This is a genomic window from Streptomyces sp. NBC_00016, from assembly GCF_045040885.1.
Taxonomy (GTDB): Bacteria; Actinomycetota; Actinomycetes; order Streptomycetales; family Streptomycetaceae; genus Streptomyces; species Streptomyces coriariae.
Window position 1 is genome coordinate 9341855 of record NZ_CP108304.1, and the last position, 21418, is coordinate 9363272.

Below are 21418 nucleotides of genomic sequence, written 5' to 3' on the forward strand. Positions count from 1 at the left end.
ACGCGGTTGTAGTCACTCGGACTGTAGTCGGCCGGGCCGGGGTCGGGGGCGGACGTCCTTCTGGACGTGGATTCCGAGAGGGCCGCGAGGGGCCGCCCGGTCCGCGGTGGCCGGTCGGGCTGTTGTGACCGACCGGCCACCGTCGGTGGGCGGGGCTGAAGTCAGCCCAGGTGGACGGCGGGTGCCCCCTCGACGTGCTGTTGCCTCTTCGCGTTGATGGCGGCCGCGGTGACGGCCAGCGCGGCGAGGAACATGACCGCGGTGATGGCGAAGGCCGCGGTGTAGCCGTGGGTCAGTGCCTCGCTCGCCTTCCCGATACGGGCCGAGTCGCCCGTGGCCAGGCCCCGGTAGAGGGCGGAGGCCGCGCCGGGGAGCCGGTCGTCGGCGGCGTTGGTGGAGACGGTCGACAGGACGGCGAGGCCGAGCGCGCCGCCGATCTGCTGGGCGGTGTTGAGCAGCGCGGAGGCGATGCCCGTCTCGTGACCCTCCACGGCGTGCACCGCGCCGAGGGTCATCGGCACGAAACTCATGCCGAGACCGAGAGCGGTCACGAACATCGCGGGCATGAGGTGGGTCGTGAAGGACGAGTCCGGGGTGAGGGCGGTGAACCAGAACATGCCGCCGGCGGCGACCAGCAGACCGGGTGCGGCCACGAGACGCGGGGCGACGTGGGTGACGAGCCTGGAGCTCGCGCCGGCGGCGATGCCCATGCCGAGGCTGAAGGGCAGATAGGCGAAGCCCGTCTTGACGGCGCTGTAGCCGAGGATCAGCTGCATGTAGAGGGTGAGGAAGTAGAAGAAGGCGATCATGCCGGCGCCGATGAACAGCATCGTCGCGTAACTGCCGGTGCGCGTACGGTCCTTGAACAGGTGCAACGGCATCAGCGGATGTTCGGCACGCCGCTGGGCGAAGAGGAAGACGCCCAGCAGTACGGCGGCCGAGAAGAAGGACATGAGCGTGAGACTGTCGGTCCAGCCGTGCTCGCCGCCCCGGGTGATGCCGTAGACCAGGGCGATCAGCCCGCCGGTGCCGGTGACCGCGCCGGGCACGTCGAGGCGTCCGGGGTGGCGCTCGGCCTCGACGAGCAGCCGGGTGCCGGCCAGGACCGCCGCTCCGATGGGGATGTTGACGAAGAACACCCAGCGCCAGTCCAGGACGTCGGTCAGCACCCCGCCGAGCAGCAGGCCGATGGTGGCGCCGATGCCGGCCATGGCCGCGTAGACACCCATCGCCTTGTTCCGTTCCCTGCCCGCCGGGAACGTGGTGGTGATCAGGGCCAGCGCGCTGGGCGCCGCGAGCGCCGCGCCGACGCCCTGGAGCACGCGGGCCAGGATGAGCAGACCCTCGTCGGGGGCGAGGCCGCCGAGCAGGGAGGCCAGGGTGAACACGGCGATGCCGGCGCGGAAGAGGCGCCGCCGCCCGTAGAGGTCACCGGCCCGGCCGCCGAGCAGCAGCAGCCCGCCGAAGGCGAGGGCGTAGGAGTTGACGATCCAGGCGAGGTTCGCGTCGGACACGTCGAGCTCGGTCTGGATGCTCGGCAGGGCGATGTTGGTGATGGTGGCGTCGAGGATCAGCATCAACTGGGCGGCGGCGATCACGATCAGGGCGAGGCCCAGATGGCGTCCGCCGGGGGAGCCGGAACGTGTGTCCGCGTCGGCCGCAGCGATGACGGTCGCGCTGTCGGAAGGCATGGCAGAACTCCAGGGAGTGGTGGGTGAATACATTCCCGAGAGCGCCGGATGGGGAGAACGCCCCGCTGATCCGTGGGAATGTGCGAGCCAGACCATAACACCCGTTTCCATTCTGATGGGACCCGGAAAGCGGTTCGGCGGATGTGGTCCTTCTCGCCCTTGACGTTTCCGTCGACGTCCGCTCAACAGGCCTGGTCACATGCGTTGTTGGGATTTGCTTTTTCCCGCGCGGTGTGTGCAGCGAGAATTCCACGGGAAGGGTGTTGCTCACACTTTCCTGGGTTTTGCAAATCAAGCAGAGCTCTGCTTTTCCTGTTCCGGATCGGCCCCGGTGCGGCCTTTTGGTGAAAGAGGGATGACGCGACCTGGATCCCTGCTCGTCGTGCGAGCGCCGTCCGGCCGCGGGGGCCTTGACCTCCGGTGGACGCTCAACCATGCTCGTTGCGGCACGCGAGATGCGTGTCGTAATGAGCAACATCAGTCGAGGTCTCGTACCAGCCGAGGAGTGGCCATGACGCACCAGGTCCGTGCTGTCGTCGCGCGGGGCAAGGGCGCCCCCGTCAGCCTGGAAACGATCATCGTGCCGGATCCCGGGCCGGGCGAGGCGCTGGTGAAGATCGAAGCCTGCGGGGTCTGTCACACCGATCTGCACTACCGCGAGGGCGGCATCAACGACGACTTCCCCTTCCTGCTGGGGCACGAGGCCGCGGGTGTCGTGGAGTCGGTGGGGGAGGGTGTCACCGAGGTGTCGCCCGGCGATTTCGTCATCCTCAACTGGCGTGCGGTGTGCGGCCGGTGCCGCGCCTGCCGGCGCGGACGGCCCTGGTACTGCTTCGCCACCCACAACGCCGGGCAGAAGATGACCCTCGCTTCGACCGGGCAGGAGCTGTCCCCGGCGCTCGGTATCGGCGCGTTCGCGGAGAAGACGCTGGTGGCGGCCGGTCAGTGCACCAAGGTCGACCGGGCCGCGTCGGCGGCCGCCGCGGGGCTGCTCGGCTGCGGCGTGATGGCGGGCATCGGCGCCGCCATCAACACCGGGAACGTCGGGCGCGGTGACAGTGTGGCCGTCATCGGGTGTGGCGGCGTCGGGGACGCGGCGGTCGTCGGGTCGCGGCTGGCAGGCGCCGCGACCGTCATCGCGGTGGACATCGACGACCGGAAGCTGGCCACGGCCAGGAGACTGGGCGCGACCCACACCGTCAACTCCAGGGAATCCGACCCGGTCGAGGCGATCCGCGAGCTGACCGGCGGTTTCGGCGCCGACGTGGTCATCGAGGCGGTGGGCCGCCCGGAGACGTACCGGCAGGCCTTCTATGCCCGCGACCTCGCCGGTACGGTCGTCCTGGTCGGCGTGCCGACCCCGGAGATGAAGCTCGAGCTGCCGCTGCTGGACGTCTTCGGGCGTGGCGGCACGCTGAGGTCGTCCTGGTACGGAGACTGCCTGCCCTCCCGCGACTTCCCCGTGCTCATCGACCTCTATCTGCAGGGGCGGCTGGATCTGGACGCCTTCGTCACGGAGACCATCGGGCTGGACGAGGTCGAGAAGGCCTTCGACCGTATGCACGGTGGCGAGGTCCTGCGCTCGGTGGTGCTCCTCTGATGCCCGGCGCGCGCATCGAACACCTGGTCACCTCCGGGACGTTCTCGCTGGACGGCGGCACCTGGGACGTCGAGAACAACGTGTGGATCATCGGGGACGACGAGGAGGTGATCGTCGTCGACGCCGCGCACGACGCCGGGGCCATCGCCGAGGCCCTCGGCGGACGCACCCTGCGGGCCATCGTGTGCACCCATGCCCACAACGACCACATCGACGCCGCGCCCGCACTCGCCGCGCGCACCGGCGCCCCGGTCCTGCTCCATCCCGACGACCTGCCGCTGTGGAAGCAGACCCACCCCGATCGCGCGCCCGACGGCGAACTGGCCGAAGGGCAGGTCCTCGAGGTGGCCGGCGTCTCGCTGACCGTGCTGCACACCCCCGGCCACGCCCCCGGCGCTGTCTGCCTCCACGCGCCGGCGCTGACGGCGCTCTTCGGCGGCGACACCCTCTTCGCCGGCGGGCCGGGGGCGACGGGAAGGTCGTACAGCGACTTCCCGACCATCGTCGACTCGATCCGGGGCCGGCTGCTCACGCTGCCCCAGGACACCGTCGTGTACACCGGGCACGGAGAGACGACCACCGTCGCCGCCGAGACTCCGCACCTTCAGGAGTGGCTCGACCGGGGCTTCTGAACCCCCGGAAGGCACAGGGCGACGCGCCCGTTTCCTCGCCCGTCACGGGGCGAGGGGGCGGGCCGCCTTCATGTCCCCGGCGCGGGTGGGAGCAGCCGCTCGCCGTGTTGCCTATGGCGCACAGTATTGCGTCAGAGGCAACGCCAGGTGCCGAGTTGTACGGCTCGTGAATGCCTTGACAAGGATTCGGGCCGACTTCAGACTGATGTTGCGCTTACCGCAATCCGTTTCGTTATACGCACCGAGGTGTCATGAAGATTCCCGCGTGCCGTCTCGCGGATCTCCCGCGAGGTGAGGCCTTCCGGCTCGACATCGATCCGCCGGTCTCGGTGTTCCATACCGACGACGGCGAGCTCTTCGCCATCGACGACACCTGCACCCATCAGGACGCCTCGCTCGCCGACGGCTGGCTGGAGGGCTGTGAGGTGGAATGCCCGTTGCATGCCTCGAAGTTCGACCTGCGCACCGGCGCCGTCGACGCCCCGCCGGCCAAGCTCCCGGTGCGCACGCACGAGGTCGTCGTCGAGGACGGCATGATCCATGTCCGGGTGTCGACGGACGCCCCCAACCTGCCGCCCTGTGTCGCGTCCCGGCTCGCCGGGGGTACCGCGTGAGGACCGTGGCCGTGGTGGGCGCCTCGCTCGCCGGACTGTCGGCGGCGCGCTCGCTGCGGAAACAGGGCTACGACGGACGGCTGGTCGTCATCGGCGACGAGTTCCATCGCCCGTACGACCGGCCGCCGCTGTCCAAGGAGTTCCTGGCCGGCACCCTCGGCGAGGCCGATCTCGCGCTGGAGGCGCAGGACGAGGACCTGGGCGCGGAGTGGCTGCTCGGCACCCGCGCCACCGGCCTGGACCGCGCCGACCGTGCCGTGCGGCTGGCCGACGGGCGGGAGGTCCGCGTCGACGGCCTCGTCATCGCTACCGGCGCCGCCGCTCGCAGGCTCCCCGGCTCCGACGGCCTGGCCGGCGTGCACGTCCTGCGGACCCTGGACGACGCCCGCGCCCTGCGCGACGAACTGGCCCGGGGCGGACGGCTGGTGGTGATCGGCGGCGGATTCATCGGCGCCGAGGTGGCCTCCACCGCCTACGCCCTGGGGCTCGACGTGACGGTCGTCGAGGTGGCTCCGACGCCGCTGGCCGGGCCGCTCGGCGCGACCATGGGCGGCATCGTCTCCGGCCTGCACGCGGACCACGGCGTACGGCTGCTGTGCGGTGTGGGGGTCAAGGGGCTGAGCGGGGAGCGGTGTGTGGACGCCGTCCTGCTCGAGGACGGCCGCAGCATCCCGGCCGACATCGTCGTCGTCGGTGTGGGCGCTCGCCCGTGCGTGGAGTGGCTCGAGGGATCCGGTGTCGAGCTGGACAACGGCGTCAAATGCGGCGCCGACGGCCGCACCGCCCTGGCCGGGGTGGTCGCGGTCGGCGACTGCGCCAACTGGTACGACCCCCGCGCCGGCGCCCACCGCCGTGTCGAGCACTGGACCGGCGCGCGGGAGCGCCCCGACGCGGCCGTCGCCACGCTGCTGGCGGGGGGCGCGGTGGTGCCGGGTGTGCCCCGGCCGCCGTACTTCTGGTCCGACCAGTACGGCGTCAGGATCCAGTTCGCCGGTCACGCGGCCGGCGCCGACAGTGTGAGCGTCGAGGAAGGTGCCGTGGACGACCGCAACGTCCTGGCCGTCTACCGGCGTGCCGGAGAGCCGGTCGCGGTGCTCGGCATGAACCAGCCGCGGCTGTTCACGCGCTGGCGCAAGCAGCTCGCCGCCGCGACGTCTTGACACCACCCCTGTGGCATCCCATGCTGCGGTTGCATATGGCACGCAGCGTTGCTTCATGCACAACGCCGTCCGGAGTCGCTCTTCCCGGCGCGTGAATGTCCCCTCCACGACGTTTCCCGAGGAGTGCCCTGTGACCTCGACCAGTCTGCCGGACAGCCTGATCGCCACCCTCCCCGGCTCCTCCTACACGGATCCGGCGATCTTCGCCCAGGAGCAGGAGCGCATCTTCGAGACCATGTGGTTCTGCGTCGCGCGCGCCTCGGAGCTGGCGAAGCCCGGTGCCTTCCGCACCGTCGACGTGGGCCGCGAGAGCATCCTCGTGACCCGCGCGCGTGACAACGCCGTTCGTGCCTACTTCAATGTGTGCCGGCACCGCGGCGCCAAGCTCTGCACCGAGGAGAGGGGCGAGGTCAAGCGGGCCTTCCAGTGCCCGTACCACGCCTGGACGTACGACCTGAACGGCAAGCTCGTCGCGGCGCCCAATCTCACCAAGATGCCCGACGTCGGGCGCACCGAGTACGGTCTGGTCGCCGTGGCGGTGCGCGAATGGCTCGGCTATGTCTGGGTGTGTCTCGCGGAGGACCCGCCGTCCTTCGAGGAGGCCGTCATCGGTGATGTCGTCGCCCGCCTCGGCGACGTGGATTCGATCGAGCGCTACGACATCGACAACCTCTCGGTCGGCCGGCGCATCGTCTACGACGTGAAGGCGAACTGGAAGCTCATCATCGAGAACTTCATGGAGTGCTACCACTGCGCCACGATCCACCCCGAACTCACGGAGGTGCTGCCCGAGTTCGCCGACGGATACGCCGCGCAGTACTACGTCGGGCACGGCGCGGAGTTCGGTGCGGAGGTGCAGGGGTTCACGGTCGACGGTTCCGAGGGGCTGGACCGCATCCCCGGTGTGGCGGACGACCAGGACCGCCGCTACTACGCGATCACGGTCAGGCCGCAGGTCTTCGTCAACCTCGTCCCTGACCATGTCATCTTCCATCGGATGTACCCGGTGGCCGTCGACCGCACGATCGTCGAGTGCGACTGGCTCTACCTTCCGCACGTCGTCGAGAGCGGCAAGGACGTCAGCCGGTCCGTGGAACTCTTCGACCGGGTCAACCGGCAGGACTTCGACGCGTGCGAGCGCACACAGCCCGGGATGAGCTCCCGGATGTACGCCAAGGGCGGGGTGCTGGTGCCCAGCGAGCACCACATCGGCGCGTTCCACGACTGGGTGAACGAGCGCCTGGGCGGCAGCCCCGGTGGTGGGGCCGGTCAGCCCAGGTAGCCCATCCGGTGGCTGATCTCCTCGGCGCCCTTGAGCAGCACCGGGGAGAGCTCGTGCAGACGCTCCTCGGTGAAGCGGTACGCGGGACCCGAGGCGCTGAGCGCCGCGATGACCTCTCCGTCGCGGTTGCGGACCGGCGCGGCCATGGCGTGCAGGCCGATCTCCAGTTCCTCCAGGGTCCAGGCGTAGCCGCGCTCCCGGGCCTCGGCGAGGTTCTTCTCGATCTTGGTCTTCGCGGTGATGGTGCGGGGGGTGACCTTCTTCATCCCGGTCTCGGCCAGCAGCGCGGCACGCTCCTTGGCGGGGAGGTGGGCCAGCAGGATCTTGCCGCTGGAGGTGGCGTGCAACGGGGTCAGCTGGCCGACCCAGTTGTGCGCGGTGATGGCCCCGGGGCCGCGCACCTGGTAGAGGTTGATCGCGTAGTGCTCCTGCATGACGGCGATGTTGACCGTCTCGCCGATCTCCTCGGCGAGGCGCTCACAGACGGGGCGGCCCTGCTGGGTGATGTCGATGCGTCCGGTCACCGCACCGGCCAGGCGAACGATGCCGAAGCCGAGACGGTACTTGCCGCGCTCGCCCGCCTGCTCCACCAGACCGCGCGCCTCCAGGGCGCCGAGCAGACGAAACGCGGTGGACTTGTGCACGTCGATTTCGGCGGCCACCTCGCTGACGCCCGCCTCGCCGCGTTGGGCGAGGATTTCGAGGACGCTGATGGCGCGGTCCACCGACTGCACTCCGCCGGCCTGCGAACTTGTCGTTTCGGTGTCTTGGCTGTGGTTGCTCACAGCACAACTATACGCGCAGTAAACAACTCGACCGCAAGCAACGAAGCCGAAACAAAGACCTTGCAAGTTGCGTCGTTCGCAACCTGGTGCGCATGACGCTACCTCTATTAGCATGCCTCGCGTATCTACGGCGCGAGCGAGACGAGGCACCATGGCTCCCCTGCAATACGACTTCGTCATCGTCGGCGGCGGATCTGCCGGCAGCGCACTGGCGAACCGACTCTCCGCGGACCCGGCGAACCGCGTGCTGGTGCTGGAGGCCGGGCGTTCCGACTACCCGTGGGACGTCTTCATCCATATGCCCGCGGCGTTGACCTACCCGATCGGCAGCCGGTTCTACGACTGGAAGTACGAGAGCGAGCCCGAGCCCCACATGGGGGGCCGGCGCGTCTACCACGCGCGCGGCAAGGTGCTCGGCGGTTCCAGCAGCATCAACGGCATGATCTTCCAGCGCGGCAACCCGATGGACTACGAGCGCTGGGCGGCCGACCCCGGCATGCAGACCTGGGACTACGCGCACTGTCTGCCGTACTTCCGGCGCATGGAGAACTGTCTCGCCGCCGACCCGGACGACGAGTTCCGCGGCCACGACGGCCCCCTCGTCCTCGAACGCGGTCCCGCGACCAACCCGCTCTTCGGCGCCTTCCTCGAGGCCACCCGGGAAGCCGGCTACGCACCCACCGACGACGTCAACGGCTTCCGGCAGGAGGGGTTTGCCAAGTTCGACCGCAACGTCCACCGGGGACGCCGCCTGTCGGCCTCGAAGGCGTACCTCAAGCCCGTCAGGAAGCGGCCCAACCTCACGGTCAGGACCCGCGCCCTCGTCACGCGGGTGCTCTTCGAGGGCAAGCGGGCCGTCGGCGTCGAGTACCGGCGCGGCAAGGGCGCACCCCAGCAGGTCCGCGCCGCCGAAGTCATCCTGTGCGGCGGCGCGATCAACTCCCCGCAGCTGCTCCAGCTCTCCGGCGTCGGTAACGCGGAGGAGCTGAGCGCCCTGGGTATCGACGTCGTGCACGACCTTCCGGGTGTCGGCGAGAACATGCAGGACCACCTGGAGGTCTACGTCCAGTACGCCTGTAGGCAACCGGTCTCCATGCAGCCGTACATGGCCAAGTGGCGCGCCCCCTTCATCGGGCTGCAGTGGCTCTTCCGCAAGGGGCCCGCCGCGACCAACCACTTTGAGGCCGGCGGCTTCGCGCGCAGCAACGAGGACGTGGACTACCCCAACCTGATGTTCCACTTCCTGCCGATCGCGGTCCGCTACGACGGCTCCTCGCCGGCCGGCGGCCACGGCTACCAGGTGCACGTGGGCCCGATGTACTCCGACGCCATCGGCTCGGTGAAGATCAAGAGCAAGGATCCGCGCGAGCACCCTGCCCTGCGGTTCAACTACCTCTCCACCGAGCAGGACCGACGCGAGTGGGTCGAGGCGATCCGGGTGGCGCGCAGGATCCTCGACCAGCCCGCGCTCGCCCCTTACAGCGACGGGGAGATCTCCCCCGGCCGGAACGTGGCGACGGACGAGGAGATCCTCGCCTGGGTCGCGAAGGAGGGCGAGACCGCCCTGCACCCGTCCTGTACGTGCAAGATGGGCACCGACGAGATGTCCGTCGTCGACCCCACCAGCATGCGGGTGCACGGCATGGAGGGGCTGCGCGTGGTGGACGCCTCGGTGATGCCGTACGTCACCAACGGCAACATCTACGCGCCGGTGATGATGATCGCCGAGAAGGCCGCCGACCTGATCCTCGGCAAGGAGCCGCAGCCGCCGTCGAAGGCCGCGTACTACCGTCACCGCGATGCCCAGCAGGCCGGGTAGACGTTGGCCGGTTCAGGGCTGAGGACGCTGCTGGAGAGCGTCCGCTACGAGGTGCTGCCCGCGAAGGCGACCGAGGACAAGGTCCTCGCCCATGTCCCGCGCGAGGTCGTCGTCACCGTGACGGCGTCGCCGGTCAAGGGCCTGGAACCGACCCTCGACCTCGCCACCCGGCTCGCGGCGCACGGTTACCGCGTCGTCCCGCACGTGCCCGCGCGGCTGCTGCGCGACGAGGTGCACCTCAAGGAGGTCGTCGATCGGCTGCGCGAGGTGGGCGTGGACGACGTGTTCGTCCCCGCGGGCGACGCCGACCCGCCGGCCGGCACCTACGACGGGGCGCTGCCGGTGCTGCGGCGGCTGAGTGAGCTGGGCGGGCCCTTCGCCCGCGTCGGCATCGCCGGCTATCCCGAGAGCCATCCGCTCATCCACGACGACATCACCGTGCAGGCCATGTGGGACAAGCGCCGGCACGCCACCTACCTCGTGAGCAACCTCTGCTTCGACCCACGGGTGCTGGGCGACTGGCTCGTCCGGATCCGGCGCCGGGACATCACCCTGCCCGTCCACCTGGGCGTCGCGGGGCCGGTGCAACGGGCGAAGCTGCTGTCCATGGCGGCGAAGATCGGCGTGGGGGAGTCGACCCGTTTCCTGACCGGGCACGCCTCGTGGTTCCTGCGGTTCGCCGCACCCGGTGGGTACTCACCCGACAGGCTGCTGGCGCGTACCGAGAAGGCGCTCACCGCGCCGTCGGCGGGCGTCGCGGGGCTGCACCTGTTCACGTTCAACCAGATCGCGGAGACGGAACGGTGGCGCCGCGCCGTGCGGGAGCGGCTCGGCGGCTGAGGTGGATTCAGCGGACCTTGCCGGGGGCTGTGCCCCCCGGACCCCCCTTCGGCCCTGAACGGGCCTCGTCCTCAAGCGCCGGACGGGCTGAATCACCTGTGCGGCGCTTGTATACGGAACAGACGAAGGGCGGGGCCGGAAACCGGCCCCGCCCCCCTCGTGCCGTACCGCTCAGCGGAAGACCACCGTGCGGTTGCCGTACACCATGACGCGGCTCTCGCTGTGCCACTTCACCGCGTGCGCGAGCACCTGGGCCTCCACGTCCCGGCCGACCGTGACCAGGTCCCCGGGGCCGAGCGAGTGGTCCACCCTGACGACGTCCTGCTCGATGATCTGCCCCTCGTCCAGGTCCGGGGTCACATAGTGCGCCGTCGCGCCGACGAGCTTCACGCCGCGGTCGTAGGCCTGGTCGTAGGGTCGCGCGCCCTTGAAGCTGGGGAGGAAGGAGTGGTGGATGTTGATGGCGTGACCCTCGAGCTGCTTGCACAGGTCGTCGGAGAGGATCTGCATGTAGCGGGCCAGCACCACCAGGTCGACGTCCAGGTCCCTCACCAGCTCCAGCAGGCGCGCCTCGGCCTCGGCCTTGGTGTCCCTGGTGACGGGGATGTGGTGGAAGGGGATGCCGTACGTCCGCGCCAGGCCCTCGAAGTCCCGGTGGTTGGAGACGATCGCCGGGATCTCGATGTTGAGTGCGCCGGTGCGCTGGCGGAACAGCAGATCGTTGAGGCAGTGACCGAACCGGGACACCATGATCAGGGTGCGGGTCGGCGTCGAGGCCTCGCTCAGCGTCCAGGTGATGCCGTACGCCTCGGCGACGGGACCGAATCGGTAACGCAGTGTTTTCACCTGCGCGTCCGGATCGGAAACGTCGAAGTGAACCCTCATGAAGAAACGGCCCTGCAGCCGATCGTCGAACTGCTGACTTTCCAGGATGTTGCCCGAGTTCCTGACGAGGAAGCCGCTCACCGCGTGGACCAGTCCGGCGCTGTCGGGACAGGAGAGGGTGAGGACGTACTCACGACCGGGCTGCGGACCAGGGTACTCAGCGGACACAGCGACCTCCGTCGGTGCGTATTGCACAACATGGTGAGCGATACGCAACATCGTCGGCTCGACGCCGCTTTCGGTCAAGGGCGGCCGCACAAGTACCCGCATGGCGAAATCGTCATCCGCCAACCCCTTGACGCAGGTCCGTGGCGTTCGTCAAGGTGTTCCACCACAAGCAATTGAATGCATGATGCGCAACGCATTTCGGCTGAAGGGCATTGGCGCGTGGCAGACCTGTATGTGGCTGGGGAATGGCGGGACCCGTCGGCCGGTGGGCGCCGGGAGATCCGCTGCCCCGCCGACGGCTCCCTCACCGCGACCGTCTCGGAAGGGACGCGTCCCGACACCGAGGCGGCGATCGCCGCAGCCCGCCGCGCCTTCGACGAGGGACCCTGGCCGCGCACCTCCGAGCGGGAGCGCGGCGCGCTGCTGCTGCGCACCGCCGACATCGTCGAGCGCGATGCCAAGGAGTTCGCCCGCGCGGAGTCGCTGGACACCGGCAAGCGGCTGGTGGAGAGCGAGTACGACATCGCCGACGTGGTCTCCTGCTTCCGCTACTACGGCGGGATCGGCGGTACCGACGCCGGCCGTGTGATCGACACCGGCCGCGACGACGCCGTCAGCCGCGTCGTCTACGAGCCGATCGGCGTGTGCGGGCTGATCACCCCCTGGAACTACCCACTGCTGCAAGCGAGTTGGAAGGTCGCCCCGGCCCTCCTGGCCAGCAACACGATCGTCCTCAAACCCAGCGAGCTGACCCCCTCCACCTCGATCCTGCTGATGAAGGCGCTGGCGGAGGCCGGACTCCCGGCCGGCGCCGCCAACCTCGTCCTGGGCACCGGGCCCGAGGTCGGCGCCCCGCTCTCCGAGGACCCCGCCGTCGACATGGTCTCCTTCACCGGCGGCCTGGAGACCGGCAAACGGATCATGGCCACCGCCGCGGCGACCGTGAAGAAGGTGGCGCTGGAACTCGGCGGCAAGAACCCCAACGTGATCTTCGCCGACGCCGACTTCGAGACGGCCGTGGACTTCGCTCTCACGGCCGTCTTTCTGCATTCCGGGCAGGTCTGCTCGGCCGGTGCCCGGCTGATCGTGGAGGACTCGCTGCACGACCGGCTCGTCGACGAGGTCGTCCGCCGCGCCCGGCGGATCCGCCTCGGCGGGCCCTTCGACCCCGAGGCCGAGACCGGGGCGCTGATCTCCGCACAGCACCGGGAGAAGGTCGAGGCGTATGTCGCGGCGGGCCTCGCCGAGGGGGCCGTGCTGCGCTGCGGCGGCGAACGGCCCGACGACCCGGCCCTCGCCGACGGCTTCTACTACCCGCCGACCGTCCTCGACGAGTGCCGGCAGGACATGCGTGTCGTGCACGAGGAGTCCTTCGGGCCCGTGCTCACCGTGGAGCGCTTCACCGACGAGGACGACGCCGTGCGGATCGCCAACGACACCGAGTACGGACTGGCCGGGGCCGTGTGGACGCAGGACGCGGGCAGGGCCCAGCGGGTGGCCCGGCGGCTGCGTCACGGCACGGTGTGGATCAACGACTACCACCCCTATGTGCCGCAAGCGGAATGGGGTGGCTTCGGGCATTCGGGCGTGGGCCGGGAGTTGGGACCGACCGGCCTGGACGAGTACCGAGAGCCCAAACACATCTGGCAGAACATCCAACCCCGGCCGCAACACTGGTTCCGCGGCTGAATGCCGAAGAGAGGTCGATCATGACCCCAACACAGACCGAGGTGCCGCAGCGGCGCGGCGCGCCCGAGGATTCGGACGGTACTCCGGTCATATCCGTGCGCCGGCTGTGGAAGGTGTTCGGGCCCAAGGCCGACCAGGTGCCGGACTCGGAGGAGTTGTGCGGCCTCACCCGCCGCGAGCTCATGGACCGTACGGGCTGCACCGCCGCCGTACGCGATGTGAACTTCGACGTCCGCAAGGGCGAGGTGTTCGTCGTCATGGGCCTGTCCGGCTCGGGCAAGTCCACGCTGGTGCGATGTCTGACCCGGCTGATCGAACCCACCGCCGGTGAACTCGTCTTCGAGGGCGAGGACATCCGCGAAGCGGACCCCAGACGCCTGCGCGACCTGCGGCGCCGCAAGTTCTCCATGGTCTTCCAGCACTTCGGACTGCTGCCGCACCGCCGGGTCGTCGACAACGTGGCCTTCGGCCTGGAGATCCGCGGCATGAGCAGGGCCGAACGCAACAAGCGGGCCCTGGAGGTCGTCGAACTGGTCGGCCTCTCCGGCTACGAGAACTCCTACCCCGACCAGCTCTCGGGCGGGATGCAGCAGCGCGTCGGCCTCGCCCGGGCGCTGGCGGGCAACCCGGACGTGCTCTTCTTCGACGAGCCCTTCTCGGCGCTCGACCCGCTGATCCGCCGCGATATGCAGAACGAGGTCATCCGGCTGCACCACGAGGTCGGCAAGACCATGGTGTTCATCACCCACGACCTCTCCGAGGCGCTCAAGCTGGGCGACCGCATCCTGATCATGCGCGACGGCAAGATGGTCCAGTGCGGCACCGGCGACGAGCTGGTGGGCGCCCCGGCCGACGACTACGTACGCGAGTTCGTCAAGGACGTGCCGCGCGGCGATGTCCTCACCCTCCGGTGGATCATGCGCCCGGCCGAGCCCGACGACGCCCTGGACGGTCCCGAACTGGGCCCGGACGTCGTGGTGAAGGAGGCCACCCGGGCGGTGCTGGCTGCGGACAGGCCGGTCAAGGTCGTGGAGCACGGCAAGCTGCTCGGCATCGTCGGTGACGAGGAGATCCTCGCGGTGGTCGCCGGGCACGAGGGCGGGGCGTGATGGCCGTCGCCCTGGAGAAGTCCGTCCCCCTGGCCGGCGTGCGCAAACTCCGCCGGCGCACGGTGGTGGCCGCGATCCTGGTGGCCTGGCTGCTCCTCTTCGTCGTCCTCCGCGGAAAGCAGACGCTGACCCTGGCGGCGGCGGACCTCACCGACCTGCACCGGTGGTTCAACGACGTCAACGACTCGATCGGCGCGGACCGCAACTCCAACCCGCTGTTCCTCTACTTCTTCAACGAGATCCGCCTGGTCATCGACAACCTGGTGACCTTCATCCAGCACCTGATCTCACAGCCCTCCGCCGGCCGCCCCCTTCCGCAGATCGGATGGCTCGGCGTCGTCGGCATCGTGGGCTACGTCTCCTGGGCCGTGGGCAACTGGCGGGTCGCCCTGCTGGCCGTCGCGGGCTTCACCTTCCTGGGCCTGCAGGGTCTGTGGCAGGAGAGCATGGACACCCTGTCGCTCACGCTCTCCGCGGTCTTCGTGGCGCTGCTGTTCGCGATCCCGCTGGGCGTGTGGGCGGGCCTCTCGGACCGGGTCAACCGGATCGTGACGCCCTTTCTGGACTTCATGCAGACGATGCCGACCTTCGTCTACCTCGCCCCGCTGACCCTGTTCTTCCTGATCGGCGGGGCCTCCGCGACGATCGCCACCGTGATCTACGCGGCACCGCCCGCGATCCGCATCACCGCGCACGCCATCCGTTCCGTGCCGGAGACCACCGTCGAGGCCGCCGAATCGCTGGGCGCGACCCGACGGCAGGCACTGCTGAAGGTGCTGCTGCCCATGTCCAAGCGGACCGTGGTGATGGGCGTCAATCAGTCGATCATGGCCGCCCTGGCCATGGTGACCATCGCGGCGCTGATCGACGCGCCCGGCCTCGGCAAGACCGTCGTGCAGGCTCTCCAGTCGCTCGACGTGGGGACGGCCTTCAACGCGGGGCTCGCCATCGTCGTCATGGCGATCGTCCTCGACCGGGTCACCACCGCGGCCAGCGCCCGTGCGGAGACGGCCCGGCGTTCGAAGAACCGCTTCCTCAAGTGGCGCGGGCCGCTGCTGGGTGCGGGCGCGGTGGTCACGGCCGTCCTCGTGTATCTGTCGCACACCTACCTCTGGGCGGCGGAGTTCCCCGGCGACGGCGGCACCGGCAGCTCCATCGCGAGCGCGGCCGACACCGCGACCGGTTGGGCGCAGGACAACCTGTCGGGGCTCACCAACGCCTTCCGCGACGGCATCACCAACGGCCTGCTCAACCCGTTCCAGTCGCTGCTCACCGACTCCCCGTGGTGGCTCGTGGCCGCGGTGCTGATCGCGCTGGGCGCCGTGCTCGGCGGCGCGCGGGCCGGGGTCACCACGGCCGTCTGCCTGGGCCTGCTGGTCGGCACCGGCCTGTGGTCGGACGCGATGACGACATTGGCGTCGACCCTCGTGGCGACGGTGCTGGTCATGCTGCTCGGCATGGTCCTCGGGGTGTGGATGGGGCGCAGTCCGCTCGTCGACCGGCTGCTGCGGCCCACGCTGGACGCGGCGCAGGTCATGCCGCCGTTCGTCTATCTCGTGCCGTTCCTGGCGCTGTTCGGCGCGACCCGCTTCACGGCCATCGTCGCCGCGATCGTCTACGCGGCGCCGGTCGCCATCAAGATCATCGCTGACGGGGTGCGGGCCGTGCCCGAGACCACCGTCGAGGCGGCCACGTCCGCCGGGTGCAACACCTGGCAGATCATCACCAAGGTTCAACTGCCGATGTCACGCAGTGCCCTGACGCTCGCGACCAACCAGGGCCTGATCTACGTGCTGTCGATGGTTGTTGTGGGCGGCCTGGTAGGAGCGGGCGCCCTCGGCTACGACGTCGTGGCCGGCTTCTCGCAGGGGCAGCTGTACGGGAAGGGGCTCGCGGCGGGACTCGCCATCGTCCTTCTCGGAGTCATGTTCGACCGGATCACCCAGGCAGCGGCGCGACGCGCGAGCGCTTAAGGAGCACCAGCATGGCAACACACGTACGACAGTGGAGAACCGGCGTGGCCGGGATATCCGTCGTGACTGTCATCGGGCTGACCCTCACCGCCTGCGGCGGCGCGAAGGTCGGCGACGACTCCGCGGATTCGGGCAGCTCGGGCAAGTGCGGCACCTTCAATCTCGCCGTCAACCCGTGGGTGGGCTACGAGGCGGACGCGGCGGTCGTCGCCTACGTCGCGCAGCACGACCTCGGCTGTACGGTCAACAAGAAGGACCTGAAGGAGGAGATCGCCTGGCAGGGCTTCGGGACGGGCGAGGTCGACGCCGTCCTGGAGAACTGGGGCCACGACGATCTGAAGAAGAAGTACATCACCGACCAGAAGACCGCCGTGACGGCCGGCTCGACCGGCAACAAGGGCATCATCGGCTGGTACGTGCCGCCGTGGCTGGCCAAGGCGCACCCGGACATCACCGACTGGAAGAACCTGAACAAGTACGCCGCGAACTTCAAGACCTCCGAGTCCGGCGGCAAGGGTCAGCTGCTGGACGGGGACCCGTCGTACGTCACCAACGACGAGGCCCTGGTGAAGAATCTGAAGCTGGACTTCAAGGTGGTGTACGCGGGCAGCGAGACCGCGCTCATCCAGTCGTTCCGCAAGGCCGAGAAGAACAAGGAATGGGTGATCGGCTACTTCTACGAGCCGCAGTGGTTCCTGTCCGAGGTGCCGTTGGCCAAGGTCGACCTGCCCGCCTACACGTCGGGCTGCGACGCCGATGCGGCGAAGATCGCCTGTGACTATCCCGTCTACGACCTCGACAAGATCGTCAGCGCCAAGTTCGCGAAGTCCGGCAGCCCGGCCTACGACCTGGTGAAGAAGTTCAACTGGACGAACGACGACCAGAACACCGTGGCCAAGTACATCGCGGTGGACAAGCTGTCGCCGGACGCGGCGGCCAAGAAGTGGGTGGAGGCCAACCGCGACAAGGTCGACGCCTGGATCAAGTAACCCACGTCGGCAGGACGGTCGGAGATGCCCGGCGGGCGGTGTGCACCTGTGTGCGCCGCCCGCCGGGCATTGCCGCGTTTCGGGCTGTTTCCCGACGTCACCGGACCTCTTGACACCCCCTGTCCGCGACAGGCACATTGAGTTGCGCAACCTGAACTATGTTGCGCAGCAAGCAACTCGACTGGTTTTCGATCCGGAGGTGCGGCGATGGCGGGACCCCGAGTGGTGATCATCGGAGCGGGCGTCGTGGGAGCGGCACTCGCGGACGAGATCTCCGCGCGCGGCTGGACCGATGTGACCGTGGTCGACCAGGGCCCGCTCCCCGCGACCGGGGGCTCCACGTCGCACGCCCCGGGCCTGGTCTTCCAGACGAACTCCTCCAAGACCATGACCGAGCTGGCCCGCTACACCGTCGAGAAGTTCTGCTCCCTCGACGTCGACGGCAAGCCCTGCTTCCTCCAGGTCGGCGGCCTCGAAGTGGCCACCACCCCCGAACGCCTCGCGGAACTGCACCGCCGCCTCGGCTGGATCACCGCCTGGGGCATCGAGGCGCGCCTGCTGAGCGCCGCCGAGTGCGTCGAGCAGCACCCGCTGATCGACCCGGACCGGATCCTCGGCGGCCTCCTCATCCCGACCGACGGGATCGCCAAGGCCGTCCTCGCCGTCGAGGCGCAGATCCGCCGGGCCACCGAGCGCGGCGTCACCTTCCTGGCCCGCCACGAAGTGCTGGACGTACAGCGGAGCGAGGGCCGGGTGACCGGTGTCCTCACCGACCGCGGCGAGATCGCGGCCGACATCGTGGTGTGCTGCGCCGGCATCTGGGGCCCGAGGATCGCCCGCATGGTCGGCATGAACCTCCCGCTGACCCCGCTCGCCCACCAGCTCGCCTGGACCGGACCGGTCCCGGCGCTCGCGGGCCGAACGGAGGAGGCGGTGCGGCCGATCCTGCGCCACCAGGACGCCGACCTGTACTACCGCGACCGCTTCGACGGCATCGGCATCGGGTACTACGGCCACCGCCCGATGCCCGTCTCGGCCGACGACATCCTCTCCGTCGACGAGGCCGACGACATGCCGTCGGTCCTGAAGTTCACCGAGGACGACTTCGCCGACGCCTGGACCGAGACCCGGTCCCTGCTCCCCGCGACGCAGGAGGCCAAGGTCGAGGAAGGCATCAACGGCCTGTTCTCCTTCACCACCGACAACTTCCCGCTGCTGGGCGAGTCCCCGGACGTCAAGGGCTTCTGGGTGGCCGAGGCGGTCTGGGTCACGCACTCGGCGGGCGTCGGCCGGGCCATGGCCGAATGGCTGGTCGACGGCTTCTGCTCGTCCTTCGACCTGCACGAGTGCGACGTCAACCGCTTCGAGCCGCACCAGCTGTCCCCGGAGTACGTCCTGGCCCGCGACTGCCGCAACTTCGTCGAGGTCTACGACATCCTCCACCCCCTCCAGCCGTCGGGCGACCCGCGTCCGATCCGCACGAGCCCCTTCCACACCCGCCAGCAGGAGCACGGCGCGTTCTTCCTGGAGGCGAACGGCTGGGAGCGCCCGCAGTGGTACGAGGCCAACGCGGGACTGGCCGAGGGCCGCAACATCCCGACGCCCGACGACTGGGCCGCGAAGTACTGGTCGCCCGTCGTCGGCGCCGAGGCACAGGCCACCCGCGAGACCGTCGCGATGTACGACATGACCGCCCTCAAGCGGCTCGAGGTCAGCGGCCGGGGTGCCGCGGACTTCCTGGAGGGGCTGACCACCGGCAAGGTCGCCAAGTCGGTCGGCTCGGTGACGTACACCCTGCTCCTGGACCGGGACGGCGGCATCCGCAGCGATGTCACCGTCGCCCGCCTGGCCCCCGATCTCTTCCAGGTCGGCGCCAACGGCAACCTGGACCTCGACTGGTTCGCCCGTCGCCTCCCCGCCGACGGCACCGTGCAGGTCCGCGACATCACCCCCGGCACCTGCTGCATCGGCCTGTGGGGCCCCCTGGCCCGCAAGGTCCTCCAGCCGCTGACGGACGAGGACTTCTCCAATGACGGCCTGAAGTACTTCCGCGCCAAGCGCGCCTACATCGGCTCGGTGCCCGTCACCGCGATGCGGCTGTCGTACGTGGGGGAGCTCGGCTGGGAGCTCTACACCACCGCCGACCAGGGCCTGAAACTGTGGGACACCCTGTGGCGGGCGGCGAAGCCGCTCGGCGGCGTCATCGCCGGCCGCGGCGCCTTCAACAGCCTCCGCCTGGAGAAGGGTTACCGCTCCTTCGGTACCGACATGACCTTCGAGCACGACCCCTACGAGGCCGGGGTCGGCTTCGCCGTCAAGCTCGACAAGGGCGACTTCCTCGGCAAGGCCGCCCTGGAGCGCCGCAAGGAAGACGTCCGGCGCAGGCTGACCTGTCTCACCATCGACGACCCGCGGTCGGTCGTCCTGGGCAAGGAGCCGGTCTACGACGGCGACCGCGCGGTCGGCTACGTCACCAGCGCCGCCTACGGCTACACGATCGGCAAGGGCATCGCCTACGCCTGGCTCCCCGCGGAACTCGCCGTCCCCGGGACGGTGGTCCACATCGGCTACTTCGACCAGCGGGTCGAGGCGGTCGTGGCCGAGGAACCGCTGTTCGACCCGACGATGTCCCGCCTCCGTGGCTGAGCGGGCCGCAGGGGACCCCGCGAGGGGTCGTCATCCATCCGCGGGTGCGTCGTGGCCGGTCGCGCGGTTCCCCGCGCCCCGTGGGGCGTTGCAGCTCAGGCTCGTAGGAAGGAGCACGGTCGATGACTGCACAGTCGGCTGACGGCAGGGCGACCGCCGCAGACATCCGCTACGAACTCGCCGACGTCATCGCGCCGGCCCTCCGGCCCGAGCAGGACATCGCCGCACCGCGCGCCCGCACCGAGGCCCTCGCGGCCAAGCACCCGCTCTCTCCGCACCCCTCGCACGACGGAGCTGTCCGATGAGCCCCAGCACCCCCGGCGCCGACCTCCCCGACCACCCCGACCGGCTCTGGCGCAACCCCGAACCCAGGCGGTCGTACGACGTGATCGTCGTGGGTGGCGGCGGCCACGGCCTGGCCACCGCCCACTACCTGGCGAGGAACCACGGCATCACCAATGTCGCGGTCCTGGAGAAGGGCTGGCTGGGCGGCGGCAACATGGCCCGCAACACCACGATCATCCGCTCCAACTACCTGTGGGACGAGAGCGCCGGCATCTACGAACACGCCCTCAGACTCTGGGAAGGGCTGGCGGAAGAGCTCGACTACCCGATCCTCTTCTCCCAGCGCGGCGTGCTGAACCTCGCCCACAGCCTCCAGGACGTCCGCGACAGCGTGCGCCGGGTCGAGGCCAACCGGCTCAACGGCGTCGACGCCGAGTGGCTCGACGCCGAGCAGGTCAAAGAGGTCTGCCCGATCGTCAACATCTCACCCGACGTGCGCTACCCGGTCCTCGGCGGCACCTACCAGCCGCGCGCCGGCATCGCCAAACACGACTACGTCGCCTGGGGATTCGCCCGCTCCGCGGACGCGGCCGGCATCGACATCATCCAGAACTGCGAGGTCACCGGCCTGGACGTGGTCGGCGGCCGGGTGGTCGGCGTGCAGACCACGCGCGGACCCATCGCCGCGGGCAAGGTAGCCCTGTGCTCGGCCGGTCACACCTCGGTCCTCGCCGCCATGGCCGGCATCGAACTCCCCCTCCAGAGCCACCCGTTGCAGGCCCTGGTCTCCGAACTCCTGGAGCCCGTCCACCCCACGGTGGTCATGTCCAACGCCGTCCACGTGTACGTCAGCCAGGCGCACAAGGGCGAACTGGTGATGGGCGCCGGCATCGACGCGTACAACTCCTACACCCAGCGCGGCGCCTTCCACATCATCGAAGAGCAGATGTCCGCCGCCCTGGAGCTCTTCCCGGTCTTCGCCCGCGCCCATGTGCTGCGCACCTGGGGCGGCATCGTCGACGTCAGCCCGGACGCCTCGCCGATCGTCGGCCTCAGCCCGGTCGACAACCTGTATCTCAACTGCGGGTGGGGCACGGGCGGTTTCAAGGCCACCCCGGGCGTCGGCTGGGTCTACGCCCACACCATCGCCCACGACACCCCCCACTCCCTCAACGCCCCCTTCTCGCTCGACCGTTTCACCACCGGCGCGCTCGTCGACGAGCACGGCGCGGCCGCGGTGGCCCACTAGGG

General features: G+C 69.6%; 16 protein-coding genes and 1 pseudogene. 14 read left to right on the top strand and 3 right to left on the bottom strand.

Annotation, left to right across the window (positions count from 1 at the left end):
* Nucleotides 1–161 precede the first annotated feature (161 nt).
* On the bottom strand, nucleotides 162–1691 hold the full coding sequence (locus OG933_RS41315) for an MFS transporter (RefSeq protein WP_405632320.1): 1530 nt from the start codon (nucleotides 1689–1691) through the stop codon (nucleotides 162–164).
* A gap of 511 nt (nucleotides 1692–2202) precedes the next feature.
* On the opposite strand from OG933_RS41315, the gene OG933_RS41320 reads away from it, so the two are divergent.
* The 5 genes from OG933_RS41320 to OG933_RS41340 all read left to right on the top strand — a co-directional run bounded on the left by OG933_RS41320 (nucleotide 2203) and on the right by OG933_RS41340 (nucleotide 6979).
* Complete coding sequence (locus OG933_RS41320; RefSeq protein WP_405632323.1) at nucleotides 2203–3291, top strand: S-(hydroxymethyl)mycothiol dehydrogenase; 1089 nt, start codon at nucleotides 2203–2205, stop codon at nucleotides 3289–3291.
* Nucleotides 3291–3923, top strand: coding sequence for an MBL fold metallo-hydrolase (locus OG933_RS41325; RefSeq protein WP_405632326.1), 633 nt, complete (start codon nucleotides 3291–3293; stop codon nucleotides 3921–3923). Before OG933_RS41320 ends, OG933_RS41325 begins: the two co-directional genes overlap by 1 nt.
* A 251-nt stretch (nucleotides 3924–4174) precedes the next feature.
* On the top strand, nucleotides 4175–4537 hold the full coding sequence (locus OG933_RS41330; RefSeq protein ID WP_054245245.1) for a bifunctional 3-phenylpropionate/cinnamic acid dioxygenase ferredoxin subunit: 363 nt from the start codon (nucleotides 4175–4177) through the stop codon (nucleotides 4535–4537).
* Entirely contained in the window at nucleotides 4534–5697 is a 1164-nt protein-coding gene (locus tag OG933_RS41335) for an NAD(P)/FAD-dependent oxidoreductase (RefSeq protein WP_405632328.1), read from the top strand. Before OG933_RS41330 ends, OG933_RS41335 begins: the two co-directional genes overlap by 4 nt.
* 130 nt (nucleotides 5698–5827) lie before the next feature.
* Nucleotides 5828–6979, top strand: a complete 1152-nt coding sequence (locus OG933_RS41340; protein ID WP_405632331.1) for an aromatic ring-hydroxylating dioxygenase subunit alpha — start codon at nucleotides 5828–5830, stop codon at nucleotides 6977–6979.
* Here the strand turns inward: OG933_RS41340 and OG933_RS41345 are convergent.
* Complete coding sequence (locus OG933_RS41345) at nucleotides 6967–7713, bottom strand: IclR family transcriptional regulator (RefSeq protein ID WP_362526716.1); 747 nt, start codon at nucleotides 7711–7713, stop codon at nucleotides 6967–6969. The genes OG933_RS41340 and OG933_RS41345 overlap by 13 nt on opposite strands.
* 202 nt (nucleotides 7714–7915) lie before the next feature.
* On the opposite strand from OG933_RS41345, the gene betA reads away from it, so the two are divergent.
* Both betA and OG933_RS41355 read left to right on the top strand, forming a co-directional pair.
* Nucleotides 7916–9583, top strand: coding sequence for a choline dehydrogenase (betA, locus tag OG933_RS41350; protein ID WP_405632334.1), 1668 nt, complete (start codon nucleotides 7916–7918; stop codon nucleotides 9581–9583).
* A 3-nt stretch (nucleotides 9584–9586) separates the two neighbouring features.
* Nucleotides 9587–10423, top strand: coding sequence for a 5,10-methylenetetrahydrofolate reductase (locus OG933_RS41355; protein ID WP_362526615.1), 837 nt, complete (start codon nucleotides 9587–9589; stop codon nucleotides 10421–10423).
* A gap of 171 nt (nucleotides 10424–10594) precedes the next feature.
* On the opposite strand, the gene purU is transcribed toward OG933_RS41355, so the two are convergent.
* Entirely contained in the window at nucleotides 10595–11476 is an 882-nt protein-coding gene (gene purU, locus OG933_RS41360; protein WP_020127203.1) for a formyltetrahydrofolate deformylase, read from the bottom strand.
* 219 nt (nucleotides 11477–11695) lie between these two features.
* Here purU and OG933_RS41365 point away from each other — a divergent pair, with 219 nt between their 5' ends.
* The 7 genes and pseudogenes from OG933_RS41365 to OG933_RS41395 all read left to right on the top strand — a co-directional run bounded on the left by OG933_RS41365 (nucleotide 11696) and on the right by OG933_RS41395 (nucleotide 21416).
* Complete coding sequence (locus OG933_RS41365) at nucleotides 11696–13165, top strand: aldehyde dehydrogenase family protein (RefSeq protein ID WP_405632338.1); 1470 nt, start codon at nucleotides 11696–11698, stop codon at nucleotides 13163–13165.
* Nucleotides 13166–13185: 20 nt separating this feature from the next.
* The gene (locus tag OG933_RS41370; RefSeq protein WP_362526619.1) at nucleotides 13186–14274 is read left to right on the top strand and encodes a glycine betaine/L-proline ABC transporter ATP-binding protein; all 1089 of its coding nucleotides are present in this window, start codon (nucleotides 13186–13188) and stop codon (nucleotides 14272–14274) included.
* Nucleotides 14274–16247: an ABC transporter permease gene (locus OG933_RS41375; RefSeq protein WP_405632340.1), complete on the top strand. Its 1974-nt coding sequence runs from the start codon at nucleotides 14274–14276 to the stop codon at nucleotides 16245–16247. Before OG933_RS41370 ends, OG933_RS41375 begins: the two co-directional genes overlap by 1 nt.
* An 11-nt stretch (nucleotides 16248–16258) precedes the next feature.
* The gene (locus OG933_RS41380) at nucleotides 16259–17236 is read left to right on the top strand and encodes an ABC transporter substrate-binding protein (RefSeq protein WP_362526623.1); all 978 of its coding nucleotides are present in this window, start codon (nucleotides 16259–16261) and stop codon (nucleotides 17234–17236) included.
* Nucleotides 17237–17443: 207 nt separating this feature from the next.
* Nucleotides 17444–19882: an FAD-dependent oxidoreductase gene (locus OG933_RS41385; RefSeq protein ID WP_362526625.1), complete on the top strand. Its 2439-nt coding sequence runs from the start codon at nucleotides 17444–17446 to the stop codon at nucleotides 19880–19882.
* 173 nt (nucleotides 19883–20055) lie between these two features.
* Nucleotides 20056–20187 (top strand): annotated as a pseudogene (locus tag OG933_RS41390) (serine hydroxymethyltransferase); the annotation flags it as partial.
* Nucleotides 20184–21416: a sarcosine oxidase subunit beta family protein gene (locus tag OG933_RS41395; protein ID WP_362526629.1), complete on the top strand. Its 1233-nt coding sequence runs from the start codon at nucleotides 20184–20186 to the stop codon at nucleotides 21414–21416. The pseudogene OG933_RS41390 and the gene OG933_RS41395, both read left to right, overlap by 4 nt.
* Nucleotides 21417–21418: the final 2 nt, after the last annotated feature.